Here is a 25,038-nt window from a genome sequence, read left to right as displayed (position 1 = left end):
CAAGATGGCGGCCGAGCAGGATGCGCAGAACCAGGATGCTTCCGGCCGTTGACCGACAGTCGACAGCGGGAGACATGCCTAGTTTCCTTTGAACCTCCTCGTCTCGGAATGTCGCACCTTCACGCCGCGGACGCAGGGACAAAGAGGCAGGCCAGTTCCTGCTCCCGCTCGGCACGCTCCAGAAATGCACGCCCTTGCGCGCCCTGCTGCCCGAGGCAGGACGCCAGCGACGCTTGCCCGGCGAGAGCGACGGCTCCGGACCGCACGCCAGACGATATCCGAACTGCGGCTTCCTGGGCTGACCCTCGCGATGACTTCCAGGCTTCCCAGCCCTCCTCGGCATGGGCGCTCCGGCTCAGCAGATCGGGCGAGATGCGGCCAAAGAGGCCGATCATCCGCTGGGCCTCGTCTGCGGCCACATGGGCGGCGATGGCGAGCCGGTCGCCCAGAAACAGCGCGCGCAGCGCCGTGTCCTGGCAAAGCCGCAGCGCGGCTGACAGGGTCCAGAGCTCGTCAAGGAACGCCGTCCGGGCATCGGCCGTCGCCATCCGGCCGTCGAGCCTCGCGATCAGCATCGCCTCCAGCCGCCGCGCCGCGCGCAGCAGGTCGTGGTGCAACGCGTCCGCCCGCGCCCCCGGGTCGGGGTGGTCGGACAGATAGCGAACACCGTCGACATCCGCCTCGATGGTGGCGAACAGCGTCTCCAGCTCGTCCTGCCGCCGGTCGGCCGTCACCTGCCGGATCGCCTCGCCGAGGGTGCCAAGGTGGTCACGGATCGCCCGGAGCTGCCGCAGCACCCTCTCGAAGCCCACTACCGAGACCCCGAGGCCGAGGCCCGACACCACCAGATTGCCGATGTCGAGCACCTGCAGCAGGTGCATGCCCTGCTGCAGTTCGCCCAGAGCCTGCTGTATCCGGAAGCTCTGCGCCGCGTGCAGGACGCCGAGCGGCGAGAAGCCGCCCGTGGCTGCGGTGCCGAGCCCCTGCAGGCCGTGCCGCGCCACTTGGTCTACCAAGCCGGTCTGCTGGACATGGCCGAGGATTTGGCCAGTCGCGCTGTCCTTGATGATCGCCCCGAAGAGCTGCGCCTTGCCGGAGGCCATCGCACCGGCGAGCTCCAGAGGGATTTCGTAGGGGATCGGCATCAGGGCATGTTCCCGAGCTTCTGCGCGGCGCAAGCGAGGATCACGGTCTGCAGGTTGTCGAGCACGCTCGTCGTTTCCGGCCGCGCCGGGTCGCCGAAGACCATGCGATGTGCCTCGGGATGCAGCCGCTTGCGCAGCCGCTCGCGCAGCTTCCTGTTGGCGCCTGAGAGCACCTTAACCCCCGCGACATTGGCACCGGCCAGCACGGCCCCTCCGACCGCAAGCAGCGGCAGGCTCACGGAGGAGGTCGTCACCACCAGCCATGTCGTCGAGGTCACCGTCGCGAAGGTCAGAATGGCGGGCAGCGCAAGCGCCGACGCTGCAAGCATCGCGGGTGGTGCGAGAAGCGCCGCCCCGGCCTTCATCGCCTCGCCGCGGGAGGCACCGGCCGGGATCGAGTCCAGCAGGGCGCCAAGGGACGTCTCCGCATGCTCGGCAGACGCCACCTGCTGTTCCGTCGCCCAGTCCGAAATTGCTTCCTGAAGCGTGCGCTTCAACCGGAGATGCGCGTCCGCGAGACGGTACGCAGGCAAGGCGTCGACCTGCCGGTCCAGCTCGGCCAGAAGCGCGGGAAAAGCCGCCTCTAGCCGGGCGGTCACCGCGTCGGTTTCCCGGTTTCGCCAGTCGATGAGGGCCAGCTGCGCCTCGATTTCATTCGGGTCGATCACCATCCCGTCTTTCGTGGCAAGTCACGAAACGGGAGACAAGAGGATTTGACCTTGCCCCCGGATCCTGGACTGGGCCGATATTCACTATGCGGCCATCTTGGTGGCCATGTCGATCCTTGCCTGCTCGGGCGTACGGTAGCCGATGCTCGAGTGACGGCGCTGGCGGTTGTAGAAAATCGCGATATATTCGAACAGCGCGGCCTTTGCCTCTTGGCGCGACCGGAATCTGGTTCGATGGACCAGTTCGTTCTTCAGCGATCCGAAGAAGCTCTCCATAGGGGAGTTGAAGCTCCTATTTCTGTCAAGTGCGCGTGGCATGCTGCTTCGGCATGCATAGGTGGCGGAAGATTTCCCGGATGATGTACCGCTTGATGCAGCGCACGATCTCGCGCCGGGTTTTGCCCTCTGCCGTGCGTCGTTCCGCATAGGCTTTCGTTCTCCCGCCTTCGCGATCACGTCGTGTACGTGAACAACTCGCCCCGTCCAGGGGTGCCAAGGGTAGAGCACCTCGCGCTCCTCGGTCCCGTGGGTGTTCTGTGATTGAGTTGTACAACGAGAGACGTCCGCACTCATCGCATGGGCTGCTGACGCCGGACGAGGCCTATGGTAGCCGGACCCCGAACCTGAGCTGAGGCGCGCGCCGGTGCTGGTCTGCCTGTTTCCCATGGCGGTGCTGCTGCTGCGGTGCCTGCTGTTGGCGGCGCTTCTCTGGGCGCTCTGGCTCTTGGCCGGGCTCTGGGCGCTGCCGCTCGCGGNTATGTCTCCTATCTTCTGTCGGACATCCATTACTGGTGCCGTTTCGGCGGCGCGCCCGGTCCCGCGCTGGAAGACCGCCTCGACTGTTTCGCCGGCGCGATCCGCGCAGCCCGTGACGGCGCGGACGAAGTGCTGCTGGTCGGCCATTCCTCCGCCGGGGCAGCGGGCGCGGCGACGGCGTCGGTCTCGGCGAGGGCCGGGACGCGGTCACGGATGCAGGGCGCGCGGGAGGCGGCATTGGCCACCTCGAAGACCAGGCGGCTGGCTTCCTCGCCGGCCTGGTGCAGGCTGATCAGGATGGCATCGCCGAAATTGCGGTTCACCCAGGTGCCGAAGAAGCTGGTCGGCACGGAGAGCCGTACCACGCCGTCTTCGCAGGAGCGGAACGAGATGGGCTGGATCCAGGTCTGGTAGTTGTTCTCTCCGACTTGCTGACGGAGTGCGCCTTGAACCTTGCCCCAAGTCTCTTCGGTCATCTGCTCCAAAACCCGTATCCTTGCCTGCTGCTACGTGCAGCTTGACTGCTTCACTCATATGACGCCGCCCGTTCCTCCCTGCCCGGAGGACAGAACGGCCGTTCCCGCGCAGGGCGCGGGGTGGCAGCCTCCGAAAGGCCGCACGGAAGCACCCGGGCCCGAGAGGCCCGGCACACTTCCGGTATCTGTCTGGACATTCCCTCCGGCTGGCCTGGCAGGGCCGATGAGCCGGGGCCGGCGTGCAGGTTCCCCTGCTTGTGCCGACGGTTGATACGTTGGTCAAACCGGAGCTGCCCTGTTCTGCCTGCGACAGGGCGAGACCCTCCGGTCCGATCAGCGTATCCATGTCCCCCAAGTACGACGCGAGTCGCCTAGGAAATTTATCAACCCTGCCAGAGGAGTCGCAACAGAACTTCTAAGTTGACAGGTTTTTAAGGAAATCCGAATCCGACGGCCGTGTTGAATTAGCATTTCCTAACAAAAAGAACGCGGCAGACGATTCACATCGTCAGCCGCGCTGGAATCCGGAGATCCGGGGCGCCCGGCCGGGCCGGGTGCACGAAATGGGTCTTCAGTCTCGAAGCCGCCGCCCGCGGACCGGGCAGGGGCGTGAGCGCAGGATCAGGCGATCGCCTTCACGCGTGCTGCGAGACGGGACATCTTCCGCGATGCGGTGTTCTTGTGCAGGATGCCCTTGGTCACGCCGCGCATCAGCTCGGGCTGTGCGGACTGCAGGGCGGTCGCTGCGGCGGATTTGTCGCCGGAGGAGATTGCTTCTTCCACCTTGCGCAGGAAGGTGCGGATCCGCGACTTGCGGGCTTTGTTGACGGCGGCGCGGCGCTCGTTCTGACGGGCGCGCTTCTTGGATTGTGGCGTGTTTGCCATGTGACAGCTTCCCAACGATTGCAGGGTGAATTTGTGAAGCGCGTCGTTAGACCCGACTCGGCCATAAGTCAAGCGCCTGTGGACAAGTCCGGGCGCTATTTGTCCCGGAACTGGGCTTCGCGCTTCTCCAGATAGGCGGCCATGCCTTCCTTCTGGTCGTTCGTCCCGAACAGGGCATGGAACAGCCGGCGCTCGTAGAGCAGCCCTTCGCGCAGCGGCGTCTCGAAGGCGCGGTTCACCGCTTCCTTCACCGCACGGGTGCTGACGGTCGATTTCTCGCCGATCCGCGAGGCGGCGGTGCGGGCCTCCTCGGCCAGTTTCTTGACCGGCACGACGCGGCTGACCAGCCCGGCGCGCTCGGCTTCCTCGGCCGACATGAAGCGCCCGGTCATCAGCATGTCCATCGCCTTGGCCTTGCCGATGGCGCGGACCAGCCGCTGGGTGCCGCCGAGCGCGGGAATCACCCCCAGGTTGACGTCGGGCATGCCGAACTTGGCGCTGTCCCCGGCAATCACCAGGTCGCACATCATCGCCAGCTCGCAGCCTGCGCCCACCGCGTAGCCCGAGACCGAGGCCACCACCGGCTTGCGGCAGCGGATCAGCGGATCGGCATCGGACCCCAGGTAGCTGCCGCAGAACAGGTCGGCAAAGCTGGCCTCGGCCAGCTCCGAAACGTCGATCCCCGCCGAGAAGACTTTCTCGTTGCCGCACAGCAGGATGCAGCGCACCTTGTCGTTGCGGTCCGCCGATTGCAGCGCATCGGTCAGCTCGGCGATCATCAGCTTGTTGAGGGAGTTCTTCGCGTCCGGACGGTTCAGCTTGATCTGGGCGATATGGTCATCGACCTCTACGATCAGCGTCTCATAGGCCATGGGGACTGCCCTGATTGTTTCAACAGCCCCCAGCCTTAACAGCCTGCGCCGTGCGTTCAAGCTATCTTTGGCATTTCGGACAGTAGAAGGACGACCGCGAAGACTGGACGATTCGCGTTACGGTGCCGGTGCAGCCGTCGGTGGGGCAGGGCTTGCCTTCGCGATCATAGACACGGAATCCGTGCTGGAAATAGCCCAGATCGCCGGAAGCCTGACGAAAGTCGCGCAGCGAGGATCCGCCGGCCGCGATCGCCTCTTCCAGCACCTGCCGGATCGCGGCATGCAGCACGGCGATCCGCGCCGCCGAGATTTTTCCGGCCAGCCGCAGCGGCGAGATGCCCGAGCGGTGCAGCGCCTCGCAGACATAGATGTTGCCCAGCCCCGCGACGATCCGCTGGTCGAGCAGCGCCGATTTCACCGCGCTGGTCCTTCCGCGGAAGGCCTCGGCCAGATGCGCCGCGCTGAAGGCGTTGCCCAGCGGTTCCGGCCCGAGCTTGTCCAGCAGCTTGTGGCCCGCCTCGGTCGGGTAGAGGTCCATCGCCCCGAAGCGGCGGGGGTCGTTGAAGGTCACCCGCATGCCGTTGTCGAAATCGAGGATCACGTGGTCATGCTTCTCGGGGGCGGCATGGCCATGGACGTAAGTGCCGATCTGGACGGCATTTTCGTCCTTCGTCACCAGCATCCGACCGGACATGCCGAGATGGATCAGCAGGGTCTCGCTGCCGTCGAGATCGGCGAGCAGGTATTTCGAGCGGCGCCGGAGCGCGGCGACATGGCGGCCGGTCAGCCGCTCGGCCATCCGCTCGGGGAAGGGCCAGCGCAGGTCGGGGCGGTTCACCTGCGCGCGGGTGATGACGGCTTGCGCCATCACGGGTTCCAGGCCGCGGCGGACGGTTTCGACCTCGGGCAGTTCGGGCATCGGGACCTCGGGCTTGTTCACGGACTTGCCGCAGGAGCGTGAGCCGCTATCGCGTTGCTCCCCCGGCGGGGCGTCCTATAAGGAAGGGTGAAACGACCGAGGCGGCAAGACCCATGAGTGACGCGGAAAGCAAGACCACCCATTTCGGCGCCAAGACAGTGCGCGAGGACGAGAAGGCCGGGCTGGTCCACGGCGTCTTCTCCTCGGTGGCGAACAAGTACGACATCATGAACGATGTCATGTCGATGGGCATCCACCGCATCTGGAAGGATGCGATGATGGACTGGCTGACGCCGCGCGACGGCATGAAGTCGCTCGACGTGGCCGGCGGCACCGGCGACATCGCCTTCCGCATCCTCAAGCGCGCGCCGATGGCCGAGGTCACCGTGCTCGACCTGACCGAAGACATGCTGATCGAGGGCCAGCGCCGCGCCGAGGCGCAGAGCCTCGCCGACCGGCTGACCTGGGTGGTGGGCGACGCGATGGCGCTGCCGTTCGAGGACAACACCTTCGACACCTACACGATCAGCTTCGGCATCCGGAACGTGACCCGGGTGCAGGACGCGCTGGACGAGGCCTACCGCGTGCTCAAGCCCGGCGGGCGGATCATGGTGCTGGAATTCTCGCAGCTGCCTTCGAAGCCGCTGCAGAAGGCCTATGACCTCTATTCGTTCAACATCATCCCGCGGATGGGCCAGGCGATCGCAAATGACCGCGACAGCTACCAGTACCTGGTGGAATCGATCCGCAACTTCCCCGACCAGGACACGTTCGCCGGCATGATCCGCAAGGCGGGGTTCAGCCAGGTGAAGTACCGCAACCTGTCGATGGGCATCGCGGCGCTGCATTCGGGGTGGAAGATCTAGGTGCGCGGACCTCACAACATCTGGCGGCTGATCCGGACCGGGGCGACCTTCGAACGGACCGGCGCGATGAAGCTGGTGCTCGATGCGATGGATGCGCCGAAGCCCCTGCGCATCGCCGCCCGCGTGCTCGGCTGGCCGTTCAAGTGGCTCGGCATAGAGGGCGACCCCGCCATGCCGCCCGCGACCCGCGCCCTGACTGCGCTGGGGCCCGCCTACATCAAGTTCGGCCAGGTACTCTCGACCCGTCCCGACGTGGTCGGCGACGACCTCGCGCGGCAGCTCCGGGTTCTGCAGGACCGTCTTCCGCCCTTCTCGCTGGAAGAGGCGCGCAGGCAGATCGAGCGCGAGCTGGAAAAGCCGGTGGACGAGGTCTTCTCGGAGCTCAGCGAGCCGATCGCCGCCGCCTCGATCGCCCAGGTGCATCAGGCGCGGCTGGCCGAGACCGGCGAGAAGGTCGCGGTCAAGGTGCTGCGCCCGGGAATCGAGCGCGCCTTCCGCAAGGATGTCGACGCCTTCTACCTGGCGGCGCGGCTGGTGGAGCTGCTGTCGCCTTCGTCGCGGCGGCTGCGCCCGATGGACGTGATCCGGCATTTCGACGGCGTCGTGCGCGGCGAGCTGGACCTGCGGCTCGAATCCTCGGCGGCAGCGGAATACGCGGCGACCACGGCGAAGGACGATGGCTTCCGCGTGCCGGCCGTGCACTGGGCCCATTCCTCGCGGCGGGTGATGACGCTGGAATGGGCCAACGGCATCAACGCCAATGACCTCGAGGCGCTCGACGCGGCGGGCGTGGACCGCCGGGCCGCGGGCGAGCGCGTGCTGCAGATGTTCCTGAACCATGCCTGCGCGACGGCTATTTCCATGCCGACATGCATCAGGGCAACCTGAAGATCACCGCCGCGGGCGAGATCGTCGCGATGGATTTCGGCATCATGGGCCGGATCGACGAATACACTCGCCGGGTCTATGCCGAGATCCTGTTCGGCTTCATCCGCAAGGATTACCGCCGCGTCGCCGAGGTGCATTTCGAGGCGGGCTACGTTCCCGCCGACCAGGATATCGACGAATTCGCCCGCGCGCTGCGCGTGATCGGCGAGCCGATCTTCGGCATGGATGCCTCGCGCATCTCGATGGCGCGGCTGCTGGCCTATCTCTTCGAGGTGACGGAACGCTTCGGGATGGAGACGCGGACCGAGCTGATCCTCTTGCAGCGCACCATGGTGGTGGTCGAAGGCGTCGCGCGCTCGCTGAACCCGCATATCAACATCTGGGACGTCGCCCGTCCGGTCGTCGAAAGCTACATCGCCAAGAACGTGGGCGTGCATGCGCTGGCGCGGGACCTGGCGATGACGGCGCGGGTGCTGACCCGGATCGGGCCGCGGCTGCCGGGGCTTGCCGAGGCGGCGCTGGTCGCCCAGTCCCAGCCCAAGCCGCAGCCCAAGGGCGCCGCGCTGCTGATGTGGTTCCTCGCGGGGGCGGGCACGGCGACGGCCTGCATCGCGATCGGCGTCCAGATCGCCTCCTGAGCGAAGGCCGCTGGGCGGAAACCCGCCGGCGGCGACAGGAATTTCTCGCGCGGCCGGACCTTTTCGGGCATTTTCGGGTTCTCCGGAAGAAAGGAGATCTTCCAATGCCCAAGAAAACCATCGCCGCCACGCTCTGCCTTGCCATGCTGGCCGCGCCTGCGCTGGCGGATCCGCACAAGACGCCGGGCCATGGCTGGAACAAGCACAACGGCGCCCATCACGACCGCGCGCGGGACGACCACCGCGACGGCCGCTACTGGCTGGCCCAGGGCCGCGGCAACGGCCATGGCAACGGCGTGCCGCCGGGGCTCGACAAGAAGCCGGGCAACATGCCGCCCGGCCAGTACAAGAAAATCCACGGCGACCGCATCGACTGGCATGACTACCGCCTGCCGCGTCCGCCGGACGGGCAGATCTATGTCCGCCGCGGCGACGAGCTCTACCGCGTCATGCGCGACACGATGATCCTGGTCAGCGCCCTCGGCGTGATCTCGCAATACGTCAAGTAAGGCTCAGCGCCGCCGCTTCGGGGAACTCTTCCCCGAAGCCCAGGGCATCCACATGTCCATCCAGGCCTCGGTTCCGGTATTCACCGCTTCGCTCCATTGCGCCTGCCAAGTCTTCATCATGGCCTGCTGATGGCGCGACATTTCCTTCGCCCAGTCCTCCTGCGCGGTGCGGGCGGTCTTGTGGTACTCGCTGAGCCAGGCGCTCATGAACGGGTTCTTCTTCACCTTCCGGTCCTTCCTGCTGCTGGCTTCCCCCAGGGTAGCACAGAATGACCCGCTCTGCAGACCGCGCCTTTCGGGCAGGTCAGTAGCCGGCCGCGCGGTCCACCAGATTGAGCAGCGGCTCGCCCGCTTCGCCGCGCCGGATGTTCTCGGCGATCACCCGCGAGGCGGGGCCGGGCCGGGTCTCGGCGGCGACATGCGGCGTGACGGTGACGCGCGGATGCGCCCAGAACGGATGGTCCGCGGGCAGCGGCTCGGTGCGGAACACGTCGAGCGTCGCATGGCCGACCCGCCCGGACTCGAGCGCCGCCAAGNTCTCCGCGTTCAGGATGTCTTCGGTCTGCGGCGTGTGCGGCAGCAGCAGGACGAGGATCTCGGCCCGCGCCAGCGCCTCTGCCAGCCCGTCCTCGCCGGAAAGGCATGTGATTCCCTCGATTTCCTTCGGACGGCGGCTCCAGCCTGCCACGCGGGCGGCGCGCACCATCGAGGGGCTGGCGGCGGCCGCGCCGCATGCCCGCGCGCAGGGGGTGACGCTGGCGGTCGAGGCGCTGAACCGGTTCGAGACCGATATCCTGTCGACGACCCGGCAGGCGGTGGAGCTGGTCGATGCCGTGAATGACAAGGGCGTGCAGCTGATGCTCGATACCTTCCACATGAACATGGAGGACCGCTCGATCCCGGACGCGATCCGGCTGGCGGGATCCCGCATCGCGCATTTCCAGGCCAACGAGAACCATCGCGGCCATCCCGGCACCGGGCATCTCGACTGGACCGCGATCATGCGGGCGCTGGCGCAAGCGGAGTACCGCGGGCCGATCTCGCTGGAGCCGTTCCGCCGCGCCGACGACCGCATCGCGCTGCCCATCGCGCATTGGCGCGCGCCGCGCGAGGACGAAAGCGCCAAGCTCCGCGCCGGGCTCGGCGTGATCCGCAATGCCCTGGCCCTTGCAGAGGTGGACCAATGATCAACATCGGATGGATCGGCTGCGGCCGCCATGCCCGCCAAATGCTGCTGCCCCAGCTCGGCCGCAACGGCATCCGCATCGCCGCGCTCTGCGACCGCGACCCCGAGATGCTGTCGCGCACCGCTGCCGAATACGGGGTGGCGGCGCTGCATTCCGATTTCCGCGACCTGATCGCCACGCCGGGCCTCGATGCCATCGGCATGGCGGTCGGTCCGGAGCTGCACCGGGCGGCCACGATCGCCGCGCTGGAAAAGGGCCTGCCGGTCTTCATGGAAAAGCCTCCAGCCGCGACCGCCGAGGGCGCGCGCGAGGTGGCGGCGGCTGCAGAAAAGGCGGGCAAGCCGGTGATCGTCGGCTTCATGAAGCGCTATTCCACCGGCAACCGCATCGCGAAGAACGTGCTCGACGACGGCAGCTTCGGGCCTGTCCTGGGCATCACCGGCGCCTACATGACCGCGCCCACCTATTTCGAGGGCGAGCCGGATTACACCGGCTTCTACCTGCATCACTGCGTGCACTACATGGACTTGATCCCGTGGTTCGCGGGCGGCGATTTCGGCGACATGACGGTGCGCAGTATCTCGCCAGCGCCGGGACGGCTGCTGCTGCACCTGAACTTCACCACCGGTGCGGGGGTGATCGGCAATGTCGTGATGGGCACGGTGCAGTCGCGCGGCACCCCGATGGAGGAGATCCGCATCATGGGCGACCATGCGCGCATCCATGTCGACAACATCATCGACGTGGCGCTCTACCGCGATCCGCCCTTCAAGGCCGAGGATCCGGGCGCAACGCTCGATCCGGCCTGCGACACGCTGAGCTGGCGGCCGAATTTCACGGCGGCTGCGAACGAGGACCACAAGGGCTATGCCGCGCTGCTTGCAGATGCGGCCGCCGTGCTGCGCGGCGGCGCCCGCCCGGTTCCCGACATCGGCGACGGCGTCCGGGCGATGGAGCGGCTGGAACGCATGGTCGCGCAGATCGGCATCTGAGGGCGCATCCCGTCCGTGCGGCCGGGGCCAGTGCAGGCGGAGAGCGCGGGCAGCCCGCAGCGCGGTCCGTTGCGGATCGGGGCCGTGTCGGCTTCGCGCCCCTGGCGCGCAGGCCGGACCCGGCCTGCGGCGCGCCGTCAGGACAGGCGGTCTTTCAGCCCGAACCACATCCCTACCAGCGGCAGGAACCACGGCTCGCCGACATGCAGCGGGATCGGCTTCCAGTCGAGCCCCTGCAGCGGGTTGGTGTCGGTGCGGCCCATCGCCAGATCGGCCAGGCTCTGGCCGATCAGCGTCGACATCTGCGCGCCGTGCCCGGAATAGCCCATGCCGTAGATCATGCCATCGGCCTCGCCCGCGCGCGGATAGCGGTCCTGGGTCATGCCGACGAGCCCGCCCCAGCAATAGTCGATCCCGACATCCGCCAGATGCGGGAAGGTCCGCGCCAGCGAAGCGCGCAGGATCTCGCCGGATTTCGCGTCGGATTTCTGGTCGGAGACCGCCGAGAACCGCGCCCGCCCGCCGAAGATCAGCCTGTTGTCGGGCGTCAGGCGGAAATAGTTGCCGATGTTCAGCGAGGTCACATAGGTGCGGTTGCCCGGCACGGTCGCAGCGATCTCGGCCTCGTTCAGCGGCCGCGTCGCGATGATGAAGGAGCCGACCGAGATGATCCGGCGGCGGAAATAGCCGAAGGGCGCGCCTTTCACCGACCCGCCATAGGCGCCGGTCGCGGCGATCACCCGGTCGGCCTCGATGCTGCCCTTGGGCGTCGTGACCTTCCAGCCCGATCCGGTTTTCTCGCGCGCGGTGACCGGCGCGTCCTCCCAGATCTTCGCGCCGTGCCGCGCGGCGGCCTCGGCCAGGCCGTGCACGTAGCGGCCCATATGCATCATAGCGGTCTTGCGGTAGAGCGCGCCGCCGTGGAAGCCGCCGCCGCCGACCTCGGCCTCCAGCCCCTCGCGCGGGATCCAGCCGGTCTCGGGATCGACCTCGCGCGCGATCAGCTCGATATTCGCCTTCAGCCCGTCGGCATGCGAGGCCTTGGAGGCGAGCTTCAGCTTGCCGCAGCGGCGGAAATTGCAGTCGATGCCTTCCTCGGCGACCAGCGCCTCGATCATGTCGATCGAGCGGTCATAGGCCCGGTAGAGCGCATGCGCCCTTTCCGCGCCCAGATGCGCCTTGGCCGAGGCATAGCCATGCGCCACGCCGTTGTTGAGGTGCCCGCCGTTCCGGCCCGAGCCGCCGGCGCCGACATGGGCGGCCTCGAGCAGCGCGACCGACACGCCTTCCTTCGCCAGCTTGCGCGCCGCGTTCAGTCCGGTGAAGCCGCCGCCAATGACCACGACATCGAAACGCCCCGAGACCGGAGCGGTTTGCGCAGCCCCGAAACGGGGCGCGGTATCATGCCAGTAGGATGTGAATTTCACTTCCGTCTTCCTTCCGGGACCCGAGCGGCGGTCCTGTCGATTGCGCTCGGACCGACCCTAGCAGGCAGAGCGCTGCGCCGGATTCCGGCTTTGCCGCCGCGATGGCAGGAAATGCCGTATCGGCGCGGCGAAGCGGCAAGTCCTGCCGCGCCGCGCCGGGATTCAGCGGCCATTTCCGCGTCCGCCGGCGCATCGTTGCGTTGACAGACCGCCCCCGACCAGGAGTCCCCGATGACGCTTCTCATTCCCGTCGATACCGCCCCCGCCTCAGAGCCGCGCTGCACCGAGGCCGCCGAGGACCGCCTGATCGAGGGCAAGCCCTCCTACAAGACCTGGGATCTCGACGCCGCGCTGGCCGAGGCCGCGCCCTGGGGCAAGATCCGCACCGGCATCTGGGAAGCCACGCCGGGCACCACCGTGTCGCTGAAGGGCGAGACCTTCGAATTCTGCCACATCCTGTCGGGCCTGTGCCGGATCAGCGAGGACGGCGGCGAGAGCCACGAGTTCGGTCCCGGCGACAGCTTCGTCATGAAGCCCGGCTTCAAGGGCAGCTGGCAGACCATCGAGACGGTGAAGAAGATCTTCGTCATCGCCTCCTGACCCCATTTTCCAACGCGACAACCGGAGCATATCATGCTGTCCAATTCCCTGGTCGAGCTCGACCGCCGCCACCTGATCCACCCCGTCTCCTCGTTCCGCGGCCACGAGGCCCGCGGCGTGCGCCTGCTGAATTCCGCCAAGGGCGCGCAGGTCACCGACAGCGAGGGCCGCACCCTGATCGACGGCTTCGCGGGCCTGTGGTGCGTGAATGCGGGCTATGGCCATGAAAGCGTGGTCGAGGCCGCGGCCGAGCAGATGCGCCGCCTGCCCTATGCGACCGGCTATTTCGATCTCGGCACCGAAGCGCCGATCCGGCTGGCCGCCGCGCTGGCGGAACTCGCGCCGGGCGACCTGAACCACCTCTATTTCTCGCTCGGCGGCTCGGACGCGGTCGACAGCACGATCCGCTTCGTGCGCTACTACTGGCACGCCAAGGGCGAGGCGCAGCGCGACCAGTTCATCTCGGTCGAGCAGGGCTATCACGGCTCCACCTCGCAGGGCGCGGGCCTTACCGCGCTGCCGGCCTTCCACGAGGGCTTCGGCCTGCCCTTCGCCTGGCAGCACAAGATTTCGTCGCACTACGTCTACCGCAACCCGCTGGGCCAGGATCCGCAGACGATCATCGACGGCTCCGTGGCCGAGCTGAAGGCCAAGGTCGAGGCCATCGGCGCCGACCGCGTCGCCGCCTTCTATGTCGAGCCGATCCAAGGCTCGGGCGGCGTGCTGGTTCCGCCGAAGGGCTGGATCAAAGCGATGCGCGACACCTGCCGCGAGCTCGGCATCCTGTTCATCGCAGACGAGGTCATCACCGGCTTCGGCCGCACCGGCCCGGCCTTCGCCTGCGAGGAAGAGGGCATCGTGCCGGACATGATGACCACCGCCAAGGGCCTGACCTCGGGCTACGTGCCGATGGGCGCCGTGTTCATGTCGGACCATGTCTACGAAACCATCGCCGAGGGCGCGGGCGCCAAGGCGGTCGGCCACGGCTTCACCTATTCGGCGCACCCGGTCTCGGCCGCCGTGGCGCTGGAAGTGCTGGCGCTCTACCAGGGCGGGCTGTTCGAGAACGGCCGGAAGATGGGCGAGCGGCTGATGGCAGGCCTTGCCACGCTGGCGGACCATCCGCTGGTCGGCGATGTCCGCGGCCGCGGCATGCTGGCCGCCGTCGAGCTGGTCACCGACAAGGAGAAGAAGACGCCGCTGCCCGCCGCCGTGCAGCCCGCGACGCGTCTCTTCGACCGCGCCTGGGAGAAGGGGCTGATCATCCGCTCCTTCGCGCAGGGCATCTTCGGCTACGCGCCGCCGCTCTGCTGCACCCCGGAGGAGATCGACGCCATCGTCGAACGCACCCGCGCCGTGCTGGACGAGACGCTGGAAGATCCGGAAATCCGGGCGGTCATGGCCTGATGGCGCTTCTCTATCTCGAGCCGGACGACCGCATGGCCGTCTGGGCGGAGATCTTCGCAGGGGCCGGGGAGCAGTTGCTTCCCGGCCCCGATGCCGTCGGGGATCCCGCCCTTGTCACGCACATGGCCTGCTGGGTGCCGCCTGCCGACCTGTCGGCCTATCCAAACCTGCGCGTGGTGATCAGCAAGGTGGCGGGCGTCGACCGCATGCCCGTCCTCCCCGAGGGCATCCGGCTCTGCCGCATGGTGGCGCCGGGGATCGAGGCGATGGTGCGCGACTACGTGCTGATGGCGGTGCTGATGCTGCATCGCGACATGCCGCGCTATCTCGGCCAGGCTGCCCGCGGCCAGTGGGAGGCCGTGGCCACCACCCAGGCGAAGGACCGCCGCATCGGCATCCTCGGGATGGGCCGCACCGGCCGATTGGTCGCCGAGACCCTGCGCGATCTCGGCTTCCGGGTTTCCGGCTGGAGCCGCTCGGGTACCGGGCCCGAGGGCGTCGCGTGCCATGCCGAAGACGGGCTCGGCGCCTTCCTCGCGCAGAGCGACATCCTCGTCTGCCTGCTGCCGCTGACCCCGCAGACCCGCGGCATGCTCGAGGCCCAGCTCTTCGCGCAGCTGCCGCAGGGCGCCGGGCTGGTCCATGCCGGGCGCGGCGAGCAGCTTGTCATGGACGATCTGCGCGCGGCCCTCGACAGCGGCCGGATCGGCAGCGCGATGCTCGACGTCACCGATCCCGAGCCCCGGCATGCTGCTGGTCCCGGTGCCCATCCATCGCGGGCGGCTGCTGAAGCGGCGCTACAACCAGGCGGCAGTCCTCAGCCGGCTCCTGTGCCGCCATCTCGGACTGTCCCATCTGCCGGACGCGCTGCTCCGGACCCGCGCCACCCCGCCGATGGCAGGCGGGGACCATGCCGCGCGCAAGACAGCTCTGGCGGGCGCCATTTCGGTTCATCCGCGCCGCGCCGACCGGATCGCGGGCCGGCCCGTGCTGCTGGTGGACGACGTGATGACCTCCGGAGCAACGCTCGAGCTCTGCGCCCGCGAGTTGCTGGCGGCAGGCGCGCCAATCGTGAATGTGCTGGCACTGGCGCGGGCCAGCCAACATGCCTAGACTGCGCCGGTCCCCAGCGTGAGGAAACCGTCCAGATGCAACCGGTAGAAATCTACACCACGCCGCTCTGCGGCTACTGCCATGCCGCCAAGCGGCTGCTGACGACCAAGGGCGTCACCTTCTCGGAAATCGATCTGTCCCGGCAGCCCGAGCGGCGCCCCGAAATGAACCAGCGGTCCTCAGGGCGCACGACGGTCCCGCAAATCTTCATCGGCACGACCCATGTCGGAGGTTGCGACGACCTGTTCCGGCTCGACCGTGACGGGAAGCTCGACCAGCTGCTCTCGGCCTGACCCCCTGCGCCTTGCGCGCTGCGCTTCCCGGAAGGCCCCGTCCATCCGGGAAGTATCGCCAAATGGACCATCATTCGGGGGACAGATGTCGCGAATTTGCGCGATCATGGACAAATCCACCTGAAACCAAGCAGCAAACTTGAAAAAGCAGGCAGCCCGCCGGTTTTTCTGATATGCATTCAGTTAACTAAATTCTGAACCCTTTCCGGTAACAGGCCGTTTTCGGCTGGTTTCTATTTGATGGAATGAAATGAGTAGTCTCGCTCCCTCTCCGCTCGTGATACAACTTTTCAGCGAGCTCCTTCTCTTGGACCAATTTCTCCGCAACCGGATTTCGAAGACCCTTCCCGAGGGCGTCGAGCTGTCCCAGTTCCTGGTGCTGCTGCATCTGGCCGCATCGGGCGACGAGATCGGACCGGCGCGGCTGGCGGCCAGCTTCAACGTGACCCGGGGCGCCATGAGCAACACCCTTGGCCGGCTCGAGCGCAACGGACAGATCACCGTGCGCGGCGATACGGTGGATGCAAGGCGCAAGTTCGTTTCGGTCTCCGAACAGGGGCAGATAACGCTCGAGCAGGTGATCACCGAACTCAACCCAAGATTGCGCGAAGCACTCGGGAAATACCCGCGCAGCGACCTGGCGCAGTGCCTGGCGTTGCTCGGCGAGTTGCGCGAGAGCCTCGACAGCGCCCGCTGACCCCCGCTAGCCGGCCCCGTGCAGGAAACGGCTGACCTCGGCGGCCTTTGGGATCGACGCCGAGGCACCCGGCTTGGTCACGGACAGCGCGGCAGCGGCAAGCGCCCGGCCCATCGCGACCTGCCAACCGAGCCCCTGGTCCAGCCCCGCCGCGAGATAGCCGGCAAAGGTGTCGCCCGCACCCGTCGTATCCACGGGGTCGACGCGCGGCGAGGGGAAAGCGGTCTCGGTTCCGGCATCCTGCAACACCGCCCCGGCTGCGCCCCGCGTCACCACGACATGCGGCACGCCGAGTTCCGGCACGGGCTTGCCCATCGCTGCGGCGAGCTGCGCGGCCTCGACCTCGTTCAGAAGCAGCACGGAAACAAAGGGCAGGATCTCCCGCACCGCATCGGCATCGAAAGGCGCAGCGGAATAGACGACGCGCAGCCCCTTGTCCCGCGCGGCCCGGGCCGCCGCTGCCTGTCCGTTCGTTTCGTTCTGCAGCAGGAGCGTGTCCTCCTCCGTGGCTCCGGCGAGCGCTGCCGCGACATCGGCCTCTGGAACCGCGGTATTGGCGCCATGCACGATGACGATGCTGTTCTCGCCGGTCCCGTCGACCGAGATCAGCGCCATGCCAGTGGGCAGCCCGAGCCGCGAAACATGGGCGAGGTCGATCCCGTCCTGCTCCATGAGGCGCAGCATGGCATCGCCATCCGGTCCGACGGCACCCAGATGCACCACGCGCGCGCCAGCCCGTGCCGCGGCCACCGACTGGTTCGCGCCCTTTCCGCCCAGGCCCTCGCCATAGCTGTCCGCCGCGAGCGTTTCGCCCGGAGCCGGGAAATGCGGCACGCGCAGCACCTTGTCGATGTTGATCGAGCCCAGATTGTAGATGGTCACGACGCTCTCCTGTCTTGTCGCGGCAAGCTTAGCGCCACCGCGACCTCCGGGAAAGCCGATGCCGTTAGTGCTTCACGTGAAACGTTTTTTTTCCGCTACGGCAGGTCCTGCAACAGCCCGATCACCGCCATCCCGGCCAGCAGGAAGGGACTGCAGCCGACGGCGCAAGCGGCGTCACGGAATAGCGGCCGCCGTCCGGAGCGTGCAAGAATTCAACCATCGTCACGAAGGGGTTCTGCTGCCCCTTGTCGATGACGCCCTGACGGGAGCGCGTCTCCGGGCTCCGGATCGTGCGGCCGCTTCACCAATTGGCCCGCCCCGGCGACAAGATCCGGACCAGCCGAAATATAGAATATTTTGAATACGAATTCGCCAATGCTGTTCCAGCCGGTAAAGGTCACCACGTCGTGCAGCGACAGCAGGCCATCCCCGTCGAGATCGCCATGGACGATATCGAAACCCTCCATGCCCTTCGGAAAGGAAGAGCTGCCCCCTGAACAGGGAAATAGCCTCTGCCGCGGACGTGGCACACGGGGCAGAACAGCATCAAGGCCGGAAATATGCGCATGAAAAGGTCTCCTGAAATCGACTGAATTTCAGGAGACCTGCAGCATGTCAACGCCAGGTCAAACTGGCTCAGCCCAGCCGGGCTGCCGCCAGAACCGCCATGTTGAGGATGTCGTTCACGGTGGAACTCGACGAGCAGATCTGGATCGGCTTCGGCACGCCGGTCAGGATCGGGCCGATGACGGTGGCGCCGGCCATCTGCTGCATCAGCTTGACCGAGATCGAGGCCGAGTGCCGGGCCGGCACGACCAGGATGTTCGCAGGCGCGGTCAGGCGCGAGAAGGGATAATCCTTCATCAGCTCCATGTTCAGCGCCACATCGGCGGTCATCTCGCCTTCATACTCGAAATCGACGCCGATCTCGTCCAGCAGGGCCGGAGCCTGGAGCATCTTCGACGCACGCTCGGAAACCGGATAGCCGAAGGTCGAGAAGCTGACGAAGGCAACGCGCGGCTCGAGGCCGAGGCCGCGGGCAACCTTGGCGCTCTTGATCGCGATATGCGCCAGATCCTCGGCTTCGGGCCATTCATGCACCAGCGTGTCCGAGATCAGCACGACCCGGCCGCGATGCAGCAGAGCGGTCACGCCGACGGCGCCGTCCTTGGCGGAGACGTCGAAGACATTGCCGATCTGGTCGAGCACATGCGCCGATTTCCGGGTCGCGCCGGTCACCAGCGCATCGCCATGGCCATGGGCCAGCATCAGCGCCGAGAAGACATGCCGGTCGCGTGCCGCCATCCGGTGCACGTCGGAATGATCGAAGCCCTTCCGCTGAAGGCGCTTGTAGAGATAGCTCTTGTAGGCATCGAGATGGGTGGTGTTGGCTGCGTTCATCACCCGCAGCTCGCGCACCGCATCGCCGAGGCCCGCCGCCTCCAGCTTCATCTTCACGTCTTCCTCGCGGCCGACGACGATCGCCTTGCCATGGCCGCCGCGCTGATAGGCGACCGCCGCGCGCAGCACGCGCGGGTCGTCGCCCTCGGCAAAGATCATCTGCGCCTGCGCCTTGCGCGAACGCGCGTAAAGACCTTCGATGATCGGCGCCGTCGGGTCCATCCGGCCCTTCAGGCGCTGCTCATAGGCCTCCATGTCGACGATCGGGCGGCGGGCGACGCCGGTATCCATCGCCGCCTTGGCAACGGCCGGCGGGACCACGTGGATCAGCCGCGGGTCGAAGGGGGTCGGGATGATGTAGTCGCGGCCGAAGCTCAGCTTGCGGCCATAGGCGACGGCCACCTCGTCCGGCACGTCCTCGCGCGCCAGCTCGGCCAGGGCGCGGGCGCAGGCGATCTTCATCTCGTCGTTGATCGCGCGGGCATGTACGTCGAGCGCACCGCGGAACAGGTAGGGGAAGCCCAGCACGTTGTTGACCTGGTTCGGATAATCCGACCGGCCGGTGGCAACGATGGCGTCCAGGCGGACTTCGTGCGCCTGTTCCGGGGTGATTTCCGGATCGGGATTCGCCATGGCGAAGATCACCGGGTTGTCAGCCATCGATGCGACCATTGCCGGAGTCACCGCGCCCTTGGCAGAGACGCCGAGGAACACGTCCGCGCCGTTCATCGCTTCTTCGAGCGTGCGCAGGTCGGTGTTGGCGGCATGGGCCGACTTCCACTGGTTCATGCCCTCGGTGCGGCCCTGGTAGATCACGCCCTTGGTGTCGCACATGATGCAGTTGTCGTGCTTGGCGCCCATGGTCTTCAGCAGCTCTAGACAGGCGATGCCGGCGGCGCCCGCACCGTTCAGCACGATGCGGCAATCCTCGATCTTCTTGCCCGACAGGTAGAGCGCGTTGATCAGGCCGGCCGCGCAGATCACCGCGGTGCCGTGCTGGTCATCGTGGAAGACGGGAATGTCCATCGTCTCCTTGAGCGTCTGCTCGATGATGAAGCATTCGGGCGCCTTGATATCCTCGAGGTTGATCCCGCCGAAGGTCGGACCCATCAGCTGGACAGCCTTGATGATCTCGTCGGGGTTCTCGGTGTCGAGCTCGATATCGACCGAGTTCACGTCGGCGAAGCGCTTGAAGAGCACCGCCTTGCCTTCCATCACCGGCTTGGAGGCCAGCGCGCCCAGATTGCCGAGGCCGAGAACCGCGGTGCCGTTCGAGATTACCGCGACCATGTTGCCCTTCGACGTGTAGTCATAGGCGGTCTCGGGATTGGCATGGATTTCCTCGCAGGGCACGGCCACGCCAGGGGAATAGGCCAGCGACAGGTCGCGCTGCGTGCTCATCGGCACCGAGGCCGAGATGTCCAGCTTGCCCGGGGACGGTTCCAGGTGGAAGGCCAGGGCCTCTTCGCGTGTGATCTTGGTCTTCGACATGGCACGGGCCTCCTCTTGTCAAAGGGCGTAATACGGCCTTTGACCGATCCCCTCAACTGCCACAAAGCGCCGGAACGCCCCTGTTTTGGTATGAAAAGCTGAGAGGTGCCGCACCATGGGTTCGGCGGTTGAAATCGCCCGCCGCCGCCGTCATACGTCGGGCTCCACCTGATGAGGCGAGCCCACGCATGTCCGACGTCACCCCGATGATGGCCCAGTTCCTGGAGATCAAGGCCGCCCATCCCGGCGACCTGCTGTTTTACCGCATGGGCGATTTCTACGAGATGTTCTTCGAGGACGCCGTGGCGGCTGCCGAGGCGCTCGACATCGCGCTGACCAAGCGCGGCAAGCACCAGGGCCAGGACATCCCGATGTGCGGCGTGCCGGTCCATGCCGCCGAGGGCTATCTGCATCAGCTGACCCGCAAGGGATTCCGCGTGGCGATCTGCGACCAGCTGGAGGACCCTTCGGAAGCGAAGAAGCGCGGCTACAAGGCAGTGGTGAAGCGCGGCGTGACCCGCGTGGTGACGGCCGGCACGCTGACCGAGGACAGCCTGCTGGAGGCGCGGTCGAACAACTATCTGGCGAGCTATGCCGAGCTGCGCGGCGAGGGCGCGATCGCCTGGTGCGACATCTCCACCGGCACGCTGACCGTCGCACCCTGTCCGCGGCTGACGCTAGGCCCGCAGCTGGCGCGCCTGCTGCCGCGGGAACTGCTTTGCGCCGAGGCCGCCGAAGAGGGGCTGCGCGAGACCGCCCGCGACATGGGGCTGGTGCTGACCCCGTCGGCCTCGGGGGCCAGCTCGGCGCGGGCCAGCTTCGCGCGGCTCTCCTCGAGCCAGCCGGGGGGCAGGACAGGCTCAGCCATGGTGCGCCAGCTCCTGCGAAATCCGCTCCAGATCGGCTTTCAGGTGATTGCGCACCACCGCCCCCGGCGCCACCAGCTCCAGCCCGGCCAGCAGCCCCGGATCCTCGGCGACGTCCAGCGTCACCGGGCGTCCCAGCACCTCCGACAGCCGGCCGCGCAGGTCGTGGCGCTCCTCTTCCGACAGCGCCCGCGCCGCGTTGATCTTGATCGGACCGGAGGTGCACCGGCGGCAGCCATGCCGGCCCCGCCCGTTTGCGCGAGACGGTTGCAAATTGCGCGCCGGACGCCATCATCGACCGGATGGAGGACCTGACCGCGATCCTGCGGCAGCTCGGCTGACACGCGGTGGAGAACATGGCTCTTCGATGCCGATGGCCGCATGGCCGCGCGCTGCGAGGCGGCGCTTGACCTGCACCGGGCGCCGGGCGGCGTCGCTGAATATGCCTCGGACCAAATCTGGCAGGCGGTCGCAGCGGCCGTGTCCGGCGCCATGGCCTCGAGCGGCATTGCGGGAGGCGCACTCCGCCATGCGGGGGAGGCGATGCCCGGCTGTGCCGATGGCCCCGTGGCAGGGGGGCGTGCTGCCAATCCGGGGTGATTCGAGCGGCTGCGGCCCGGTTTCCGGGCGGTTTCCGGCCGCTTGAAGGGCCGGTTCCCGGTCCGGCAGGGCGCTGCCCGGAAGGAGGCGCAGCGGCGCATCGGGCGCTTGCCGTCTTGCCCAAGGGCGGAGTTGCGATGGCCAAGCTGCGCCGCGGCTTTGATTTTCTGCACCTGCGAAAATGTATGCCGTTGTGTCCAGAAAAGCCTGACATGGTTGATAAATGCTTTGCAGGGCAGCCATGCATTATTGGCAGTTGATTCCGGTTTTGCGGGTTTTCTATTCTGCGTTGCAGCATCAGCCGGAACTTCGCGTCCGGCATGTGCCGCCCGCGGCACGCCTCCCGATATCCAGAATGAAGCGAGATAGTACCATGACCCGTTTGTTCCTTGCCGCTGCCCTTGCCCTGTCCGCCGGTGCCGCCGCCGCTGACGAGATCACCCTGGCGAAGCCGCTGGCCGGCGCCGCGCTGCACGAAGGCGGCGTCGACATGTCGGTCTACTGGACCGAGGTCGCCGAGGGCTACGAAGTCGTCGCCACCTACAAGGGCGCCGCAGACAGCGACGCCGCGCGCATCGCCATGGTCCTGAACGACGGCGACCGCGTCTCCTTCGGCCTGCCGGGCACCCGCGGCCTCGTATACAGCTTCGCCCGCCAAGACGGCGCCGTGACCGTGACCGGCACGCGCCAGGGCATCGACCTGGCCGAAGGCTGATCGGCGCGGCGCCTCCGGGCGCTCCGTGCCGAGGCGGTGCGCGCCGTCCCCCAGGGGCGCGCACCGCTGTTTCCGGGGATGCGGGCGGCGGGTGAAAACCTGCCGCTTTTTGCATTTCCGCTTCACTCCGGCGGCACATTTGCTTATATGTCCGCCAACCTCCCCCGAAATCGAGGAATGGCGCCCTGGTCCGGCGCGGCGGCAGACCCCGCCAACGGACCGGGCTTGGCAAGTCCGCCGGGGGACAGACGGAAGGACAAGGACCATGGACAAACCGATTCACGCGAAGGCCACCGCCGTCTGGCTGGTGGAGAACACGACCCTCAGCTTCAAGCAGATCGCCGAATTCTGCGGCTTCCACGAGCTCGAGGTGCAGGGCATTGCCGATGGCGACGTTGCTGGCGGCGTGAAGGGCTTCGACCCGATCGCCAACAACCAGCTGACCGCCGAGGAAATCAAGCGCGGCGAGAACAGCCCGCTCTACAAGCTGAAGCTGAAGTTCAACGCCGCGGCCGTCGGCGAGGACAAGCGCCGCGGCCCGCGCTACACCCCGCTGTCCAAGCGCCAGGACCGCCCGAACGCGATCCTGTGGCTGGTGAAGTTCCACCCGGAACTGGCCGACAGCCAGATCGCCAAGCTCGTCGGCACCACCAAGCCGACCATCCAGTCGATCCGCGAGCGGACCCACTGGAACATCGCCAACATGCAGCCGATCGATCCGGTCGCGCTGGGGCTCTGCAAGCAGTCCGAGCTGGACGCGGCGGTGCACAAGGCGGCGGCGAAGCGCGCGGCGGAAGGCGTGCAGATGACCGACGAGGAACGCCGCAAGCTGCTGTCGACCGAAGCCTCGCTGGGCATGGAGACCGCCGAGCCGCGCCTGCCGTCGAACATGACCGGCCTCGAGACCTTCTCGCTGACCAGCGATCCGCGCGGCGAGGACGAGGAAGAGGACAACATGGACACGCTGGTCGATGCCGACAGCTTCTTCAACCTGCCGTCGGACCAGCCCGACGAGGACGACGAAGACGATTTCCGCTGAGCGGAGCAGGGCCCGGGCAAGTCCCGGGCCTTTTCATATCCGGGTGCGCGCGCTGAGCGCCGCGGCTATGGTGCCGTCGTCGAGATAGTCGAGCTCGCCGCCCACCGGCACGCCCTTGGCCAGCGAGCTGACCTGGACGCGGCCCTCCAGCATGTCGGCGATGTAATGGGCGGTGGTCTGGCCGTCGACGGTGGCGCCGAGCGCCAGGATCACCTCGGTGACCTCCTCGGCGACGATCCGGTCGGCCAGCCGCGGCAGGCCCAGATCCTCGGGTCCGACGTCATCGAGCGCCGACAGCGTGCCGCCGAGCACATGGTAGCGGCCGCGGAACACGCCCGAGCGCTCCATCGCCCAGAGATCGGCGACATCCTCCACGATGCAGAGCTGTCCGGTGGCGCGGCGCTCGTCCTGGCAGATCGGGCAGAGGTCCTCGGTGGCGACATTGCCGCAATTGAGGCATTCGCGCGCCGTGGCGGCGACCTCGGACATCATGTCGGCGAGCGGCATCAGCAGCAGCGAGCGCTTGGCGATCAGGTGCAGCACGGCGCGGCGGGCCGAGCGCGGGCCCAGCCCCGGCAGCTTGGCCATGAGCTCGATCAGCGCGTCGATGGAGGCGGGCGGTTTCGTGGACATGCCAAGGGGCAAAGCACGGCCAGCCGGGGCTGGCAAGGGGCAGGGCGCAGGACGCGCCCCGCCGTGGGCGGTCAGCTATAGGCGACGACCAGCAGGATGACGCCGAGGATCACCCGGTAGATGACGTAGGGCGTGAAGCTGACCGATTTCAGCAGCCGGAACATCAGCGCCAGCGCGGCGAGCGCCGAGAGCAAGGCGAGGCCCGCGGCAATGGCGGCATCGGGCAGCTGGTCGGCATGGCCTTCGGAGATGACGTCGATGATCAGCAGCCCGCCGGCCATGGCGATGGTCGGGATCGACATCAGCATCGACAGCTTGGCGCCGCCCGAGCGCTGGTAGCCGAGCTGCCGCGCCGCAGTGATGGTGATGCCCGAGCGCGAGGTGCCGGGGATCAGCGCGACCGCCTGCCAGAGCCCCATGATGACGGCATCCTTCAGCGACCAGTCTGCATCGGTCTTGGTCTCGGCGCCCTTCTGGTCGGCCCAGTAGAGCACGATGCCGAAGATCAGCATGGTCCAGCCGATCACCGCGGTGGAGCGCATCGCGTCCGACAGGCCGGTGACCTTGAGGATCAGCCCGGCGATCACCACCGGGATGGTGGCGATGATCAGCAGCCAGGCGAGCTTGGCGCCTTCGGTGTCGATCTTGCCGCGCGCCAGGCGCCCGAGCCCGAACAGCGCGGATTTCACGTCTGCCCAGAAATAGATCACCACGGCGAAAAGCGTGCCGACATGGACCGCGACATCGATCAGCAGGCCCTGATCGGCCATGCCGGTCAGGTTCGGCAGTAGAATCAGGTGCCCGGAAGATGAGATGGGAAGGAACTCGGTGATCCCCTGGATGACCGCGACGAGGAAGAGATGGAACAGAGTCATGTGTTCAGACCTGGTATTTGAAAGAGCGACAAGGGTCTTGGGAGGTTCTCAAATACCACTATGTCAGCCGAACTGTCCTATTTTTGGCGTCTCGGGCAGATTCCGCGGTGATGCGGCGATATATTTTTGCACTTAGGTCACCGTTACTGACTTTTCTTTTGCCGTCCTTTCTGGTTAGGAACGGCGCGAACACTTCTT

General features: G+C 67.1%; 24 protein-coding genes and 5 pseudogenes. 14 read left to right on the top strand and 15 right to left on the bottom strand.

Going from position 1 to position 25,038, the window contains the following annotated elements; translation table 11 throughout:
• Positions 1-119 precede the first annotated feature (119 nt).
• The 7 genes and pseudogenes from C7T91_RS16330 to mutM all read right to left on the bottom strand — a co-directional run bounded on the left by C7T91_RS16330 (position 120) and on the right by mutM (position 5,721).
• On the bottom strand, positions 120-1,145 hold the full coding sequence (locus tag C7T91_RS16330) for a hypothetical protein (RefSeq protein ID WP_108260172.1): 1,026 nt from the start codon (positions 1,143-1,145) through the stop codon (positions 120-122).
• Positions 1,145-1,816 (bottom strand): hypothetical protein, encoded by a 672-nt coding sequence (locus tag C7T91_RS16325; protein ID WP_108260171.1) that lies wholly within the window; start codon positions 1,814-1,816, stop codon positions 1,145-1,147. The genes C7T91_RS16330 and C7T91_RS16325 overlap by 1 nt, the downstream gene beginning before the upstream one ends.
• 81 nt (positions 1,817-1,897) lie before the next feature.
• Positions 1,898-2,098: pseudogene (locus tag C7T91_RS16320) on the bottom strand (IS3 family transposase); the annotation flags it as partial.
• A 500-nt stretch (positions 2,099-2,598) separates the two neighbouring features.
• A complete protein-coding gene (locus C7T91_RS16310; protein ID WP_145962914.1) occupies positions 2,599-3,045 on the bottom strand; it encodes a DnaA N-terminal domain-containing protein in 447 nt (148 codons plus the stop codon).
• Positions 3,046-3,666: 621 nt separating this feature from the next.
• Positions 3,667-3,930 (bottom strand): 30S ribosomal protein S20, encoded by a 264-nt coding sequence (gene rpsT / locus C7T91_RS16305; RefSeq protein ID WP_108260169.1) that lies wholly within the window; start codon positions 3,928-3,930, stop codon positions 3,667-3,669.
• 95 nt (positions 3,931-4,025) lie between these two features.
• On the bottom strand, positions 4,026-4,802 hold the full coding sequence (locus C7T91_RS16300; RefSeq protein WP_108260168.1) for an enoyl-CoA hydratase-related protein: 777 nt from the start codon (positions 4,800-4,802) through the stop codon (positions 4,026-4,028).
• A 61-nt stretch (positions 4,803-4,863) separates the two neighbouring features.
• Positions 4,864-5,721, bottom strand: coding sequence for a bifunctional DNA-formamidopyrimidine glycosylase/DNA-(apurinic or apyrimidinic site) lyase (gene mutM, locus C7T91_RS16295; protein ID WP_108260779.1), 858 nt, complete (start codon positions 5,719-5,721; stop codon positions 4,864-4,866).
• Positions 5,722-5,834: 113 nt separating this feature from the next.
• On the opposite strand from mutM, the gene ubiE reads away from it, so the two are divergent.
• The 3 genes and pseudogenes from ubiE (at position 5,835) to C7T91_RS16280 (ending at position 8,622) form a co-directional block, all read left to right on the top strand.
• On the top strand, positions 5,835-6,587 hold the full coding sequence (gene ubiE / locus C7T91_RS16290; protein ID WP_108260167.1) for a bifunctional demethylmenaquinone methyltransferase/2-methoxy-6-polyprenyl-1,4-benzoquinol methylase UbiE: 753 nt from the start codon (positions 5,835-5,837) through the stop codon (positions 6,585-6,587).
• Positions 6,588-8,113 (top strand): annotated as a pseudogene (ubiB, locus tag C7T91_RS16285) (2-polyprenylphenol 6-hydroxylase).
• A gap of 104 nt (positions 8,114-8,217) precedes the next feature.
• A complete protein-coding gene (locus C7T91_RS16280) occupies positions 8,218-8,622 on the top strand; it encodes an RcnB family protein (protein ID WP_108260166.1) in 405 nt (134 codons plus the stop codon).
• Positions 8,623-8,625: 3 nt separating this feature from the next.
• Here the strand turns inward: C7T91_RS16280 and C7T91_RS16275 are convergent, their stop codons facing one another.
• Both C7T91_RS16275 and C7T91_RS16270 read right to left on the bottom strand, forming a co-directional pair.
• Positions 8,626-8,847 (bottom strand): hypothetical protein, encoded by a 222-nt coding sequence (locus C7T91_RS16275; protein ID WP_108260165.1) that lies wholly within the window; start codon positions 8,845-8,847, stop codon positions 8,626-8,628.
• Positions 8,848-8,926: 79 nt separating this feature from the next.
• A pseudogene (locus tag C7T91_RS16270) lies at positions 8,927-9,310 on the bottom strand (NAD(P)-dependent oxidoreductase); the annotation flags it as partial.
• Here C7T91_RS16270 and C7T91_RS16265 point away from each other — a divergent pair.
• Both C7T91_RS16265 and C7T91_RS16260 read left to right on the top strand, forming a co-directional pair.
• Entirely contained in the window at positions 9,192-9,809 is a 618-nt protein-coding gene (locus tag C7T91_RS16265) for a sugar phosphate isomerase/epimerase family protein (protein WP_236638290.1), read from the top strand. The pseudogene C7T91_RS16270 and the gene C7T91_RS16265 overlap by 119 nt on opposite strands.
• Complete coding sequence (locus C7T91_RS16260; protein ID WP_108260163.1) at positions 9,806-10,801, top strand: Gfo/Idh/MocA family protein; 996 nt, start codon at positions 9,806-9,808, stop codon at positions 10,799-10,801. Before C7T91_RS16265 ends, C7T91_RS16260 begins: the two co-directional genes overlap by 4 nt.
• Positions 10,802-10,938: 137 nt before the next feature.
• On the opposite strand, the gene C7T91_RS16255 is transcribed toward C7T91_RS16260, so the two are convergent.
• A complete protein-coding gene (locus C7T91_RS16255; protein WP_108260162.1) occupies positions 10,939-12,228 on the bottom strand; it encodes an NAD(P)/FAD-dependent oxidoreductase in 1,290 nt (429 codons plus the stop codon).
• A 231-nt stretch (positions 12,229-12,459) separates the two neighbouring features.
• Between C7T91_RS16255 and C7T91_RS16250 the strand changes: the two genes are divergently transcribed.
• From C7T91_RS16250 to C7T91_RS16235, 6 genes and pseudogenes are all read left to right on the top strand, one after another.
• Positions 12,460-12,828, top strand: a complete 369-nt coding sequence (locus C7T91_RS16250; RefSeq protein ID WP_108260161.1) for a cupin domain-containing protein — start codon at positions 12,460-12,462, stop codon at positions 12,826-12,828.
• Positions 12,829-12,861: 33 nt separating this feature from the next.
• Positions 12,862-14,235 carry an aspartate aminotransferase family protein gene (locus C7T91_RS16245; protein ID WP_108260160.1) on the top strand — a complete coding sequence of 458 codons (1,374 nt, stop codon included), beginning with the start codon at positions 12,862-12,864 and terminating at the stop codon, positions 14,233-14,235.
• Positions 14,235-14,978, top strand: a pseudogene (locus C7T91_RS38525) (NAD(P)-dependent oxidoreductase); the annotation flags it as partial. The gene C7T91_RS16245 and the pseudogene C7T91_RS38525, both read left to right, overlap by 1 nt.
• On the top strand, positions 14,878-15,348 hold the full coding sequence (locus C7T91_RS39595; protein WP_407943313.1) for a ComF family protein: 471 nt from the start codon (positions 14,878-14,880) through the stop codon (positions 15,346-15,348). The pseudogene C7T91_RS38525 and the gene C7T91_RS39595, both read left to right, overlap by 101 nt.
• A 35-nt stretch (positions 15,349-15,383) precedes the next feature.
• The gene (gene grxC, locus C7T91_RS35950; protein WP_236638355.1) at positions 15,384-15,641 is read left to right on the top strand and encodes a glutaredoxin 3; all 258 of its coding nucleotides are present in this window, start codon (positions 15,384-15,386) and stop codon (positions 15,639-15,641) included.
• Positions 15,642-15,948: 307 nt separating this feature from the next.
• On the top strand, positions 15,949-16,338 hold the full coding sequence (locus tag C7T91_RS16235; RefSeq protein WP_161555936.1) for a MarR family winged helix-turn-helix transcriptional regulator: 390 nt from the start codon (positions 15,949-15,951) through the stop codon (positions 16,336-16,338).
• Between the two features lie 6 nt (positions 16,339-16,344).
• Here the strand turns inward: C7T91_RS16235 and C7T91_RS16230 are convergent, their stop codons facing one another.
• The 3 genes from C7T91_RS16230 to C7T91_RS16225 all read right to left on the bottom strand — a co-directional run bounded on the left by C7T91_RS16230 (position 16,345) and on the right by C7T91_RS16225 (position 20,112).
• The gene (locus C7T91_RS16230; RefSeq protein ID WP_108260157.1) at positions 16,345-17,220 is read right to left on the bottom strand and encodes a ribokinase; all 876 of its coding nucleotides are present in this window, start codon (positions 17,218-17,220) and stop codon (positions 16,345-16,347) included.
• A gap of 212 nt (positions 17,221-17,432) precedes the next feature.
• Positions 17,433-17,687, bottom strand: coding sequence for a hypothetical protein (locus C7T91_RS31685; RefSeq protein ID WP_145962913.1), 255 nt, complete (start codon positions 17,685-17,687; stop codon positions 17,433-17,435).
• Between the two features lie 169 nt (positions 17,688-17,856).
• Positions 17,857-20,112, bottom strand: a complete 2,256-nt coding sequence (locus C7T91_RS16225) for an NADP-dependent malic enzyme (RefSeq protein WP_108260156.1) — start codon at positions 20,110-20,112, stop codon at positions 17,857-17,859.
• 188 nt (positions 20,113-20,300) lie between these two features.
• Here C7T91_RS16225 and C7T91_RS16220 point away from each other — a divergent pair.
• The 3 genes and pseudogenes from C7T91_RS16220 to C7T91_RS16195 form a co-directional block, all read left to right on the top strand.
• A pseudogene (locus C7T91_RS16220) lies at positions 20,301-20,942 on the top strand (MutS N-terminal domain-containing protein); the annotation flags it as partial.
• A gap of 1,009 nt (positions 20,943-21,951) precedes the next feature.
• Positions 21,952-22,293, top strand: a complete 342-nt coding sequence (locus C7T91_RS16200) for a hypothetical protein (protein WP_108260154.1) — start codon at positions 21,952-21,954, stop codon at positions 22,291-22,293.
• A 265-nt stretch (positions 22,294-22,558) separates the two neighbouring features.
• Complete coding sequence (locus C7T91_RS16195) at positions 22,559-23,332, top strand: DUF1013 domain-containing protein (protein ID WP_108260153.1); 774 nt, start codon at positions 22,559-22,561, stop codon at positions 23,330-23,332.
• A 33-nt stretch (positions 23,333-23,365) separates the two neighbouring features.
• Here the strand turns inward: C7T91_RS16195 and recR are convergent, their stop codons facing one another.
• Both recR and C7T91_RS16185 read right to left on the bottom strand, forming a co-directional pair.
• Positions 23,366-23,965 carry a recombination mediator RecR gene (gene recR / locus C7T91_RS16190; protein WP_108260152.1) on the bottom strand — a complete coding sequence of 200 codons (600 nt, stop codon included), beginning with the start codon at positions 23,963-23,965 and terminating at the stop codon, positions 23,366-23,368.
• A gap of 71 nt (positions 23,966-24,036) precedes the next feature.
• Entirely contained in the window at positions 24,037-24,840 is an 804-nt protein-coding gene (locus C7T91_RS16185; RefSeq protein ID WP_108260151.1) for an undecaprenyl-diphosphate phosphatase, read from the bottom strand.
• Positions 24,841-25,038: the final 198 nt, after the last annotated feature.

The sequence above is a fragment of the Mangrovicoccus ximenensis genome (assembly GCF_003056725.1).
GTDB lineage: Bacteria > Pseudomonadota > Alphaproteobacteria > Rhodobacterales > Rhodobacteraceae > Mangrovicoccus > Mangrovicoccus ximenensis.
The sequence above is the reverse complement of the archived record's forward strand: the minus strand, read 5'-3'. Positions and strand labels throughout refer to the sequence as shown.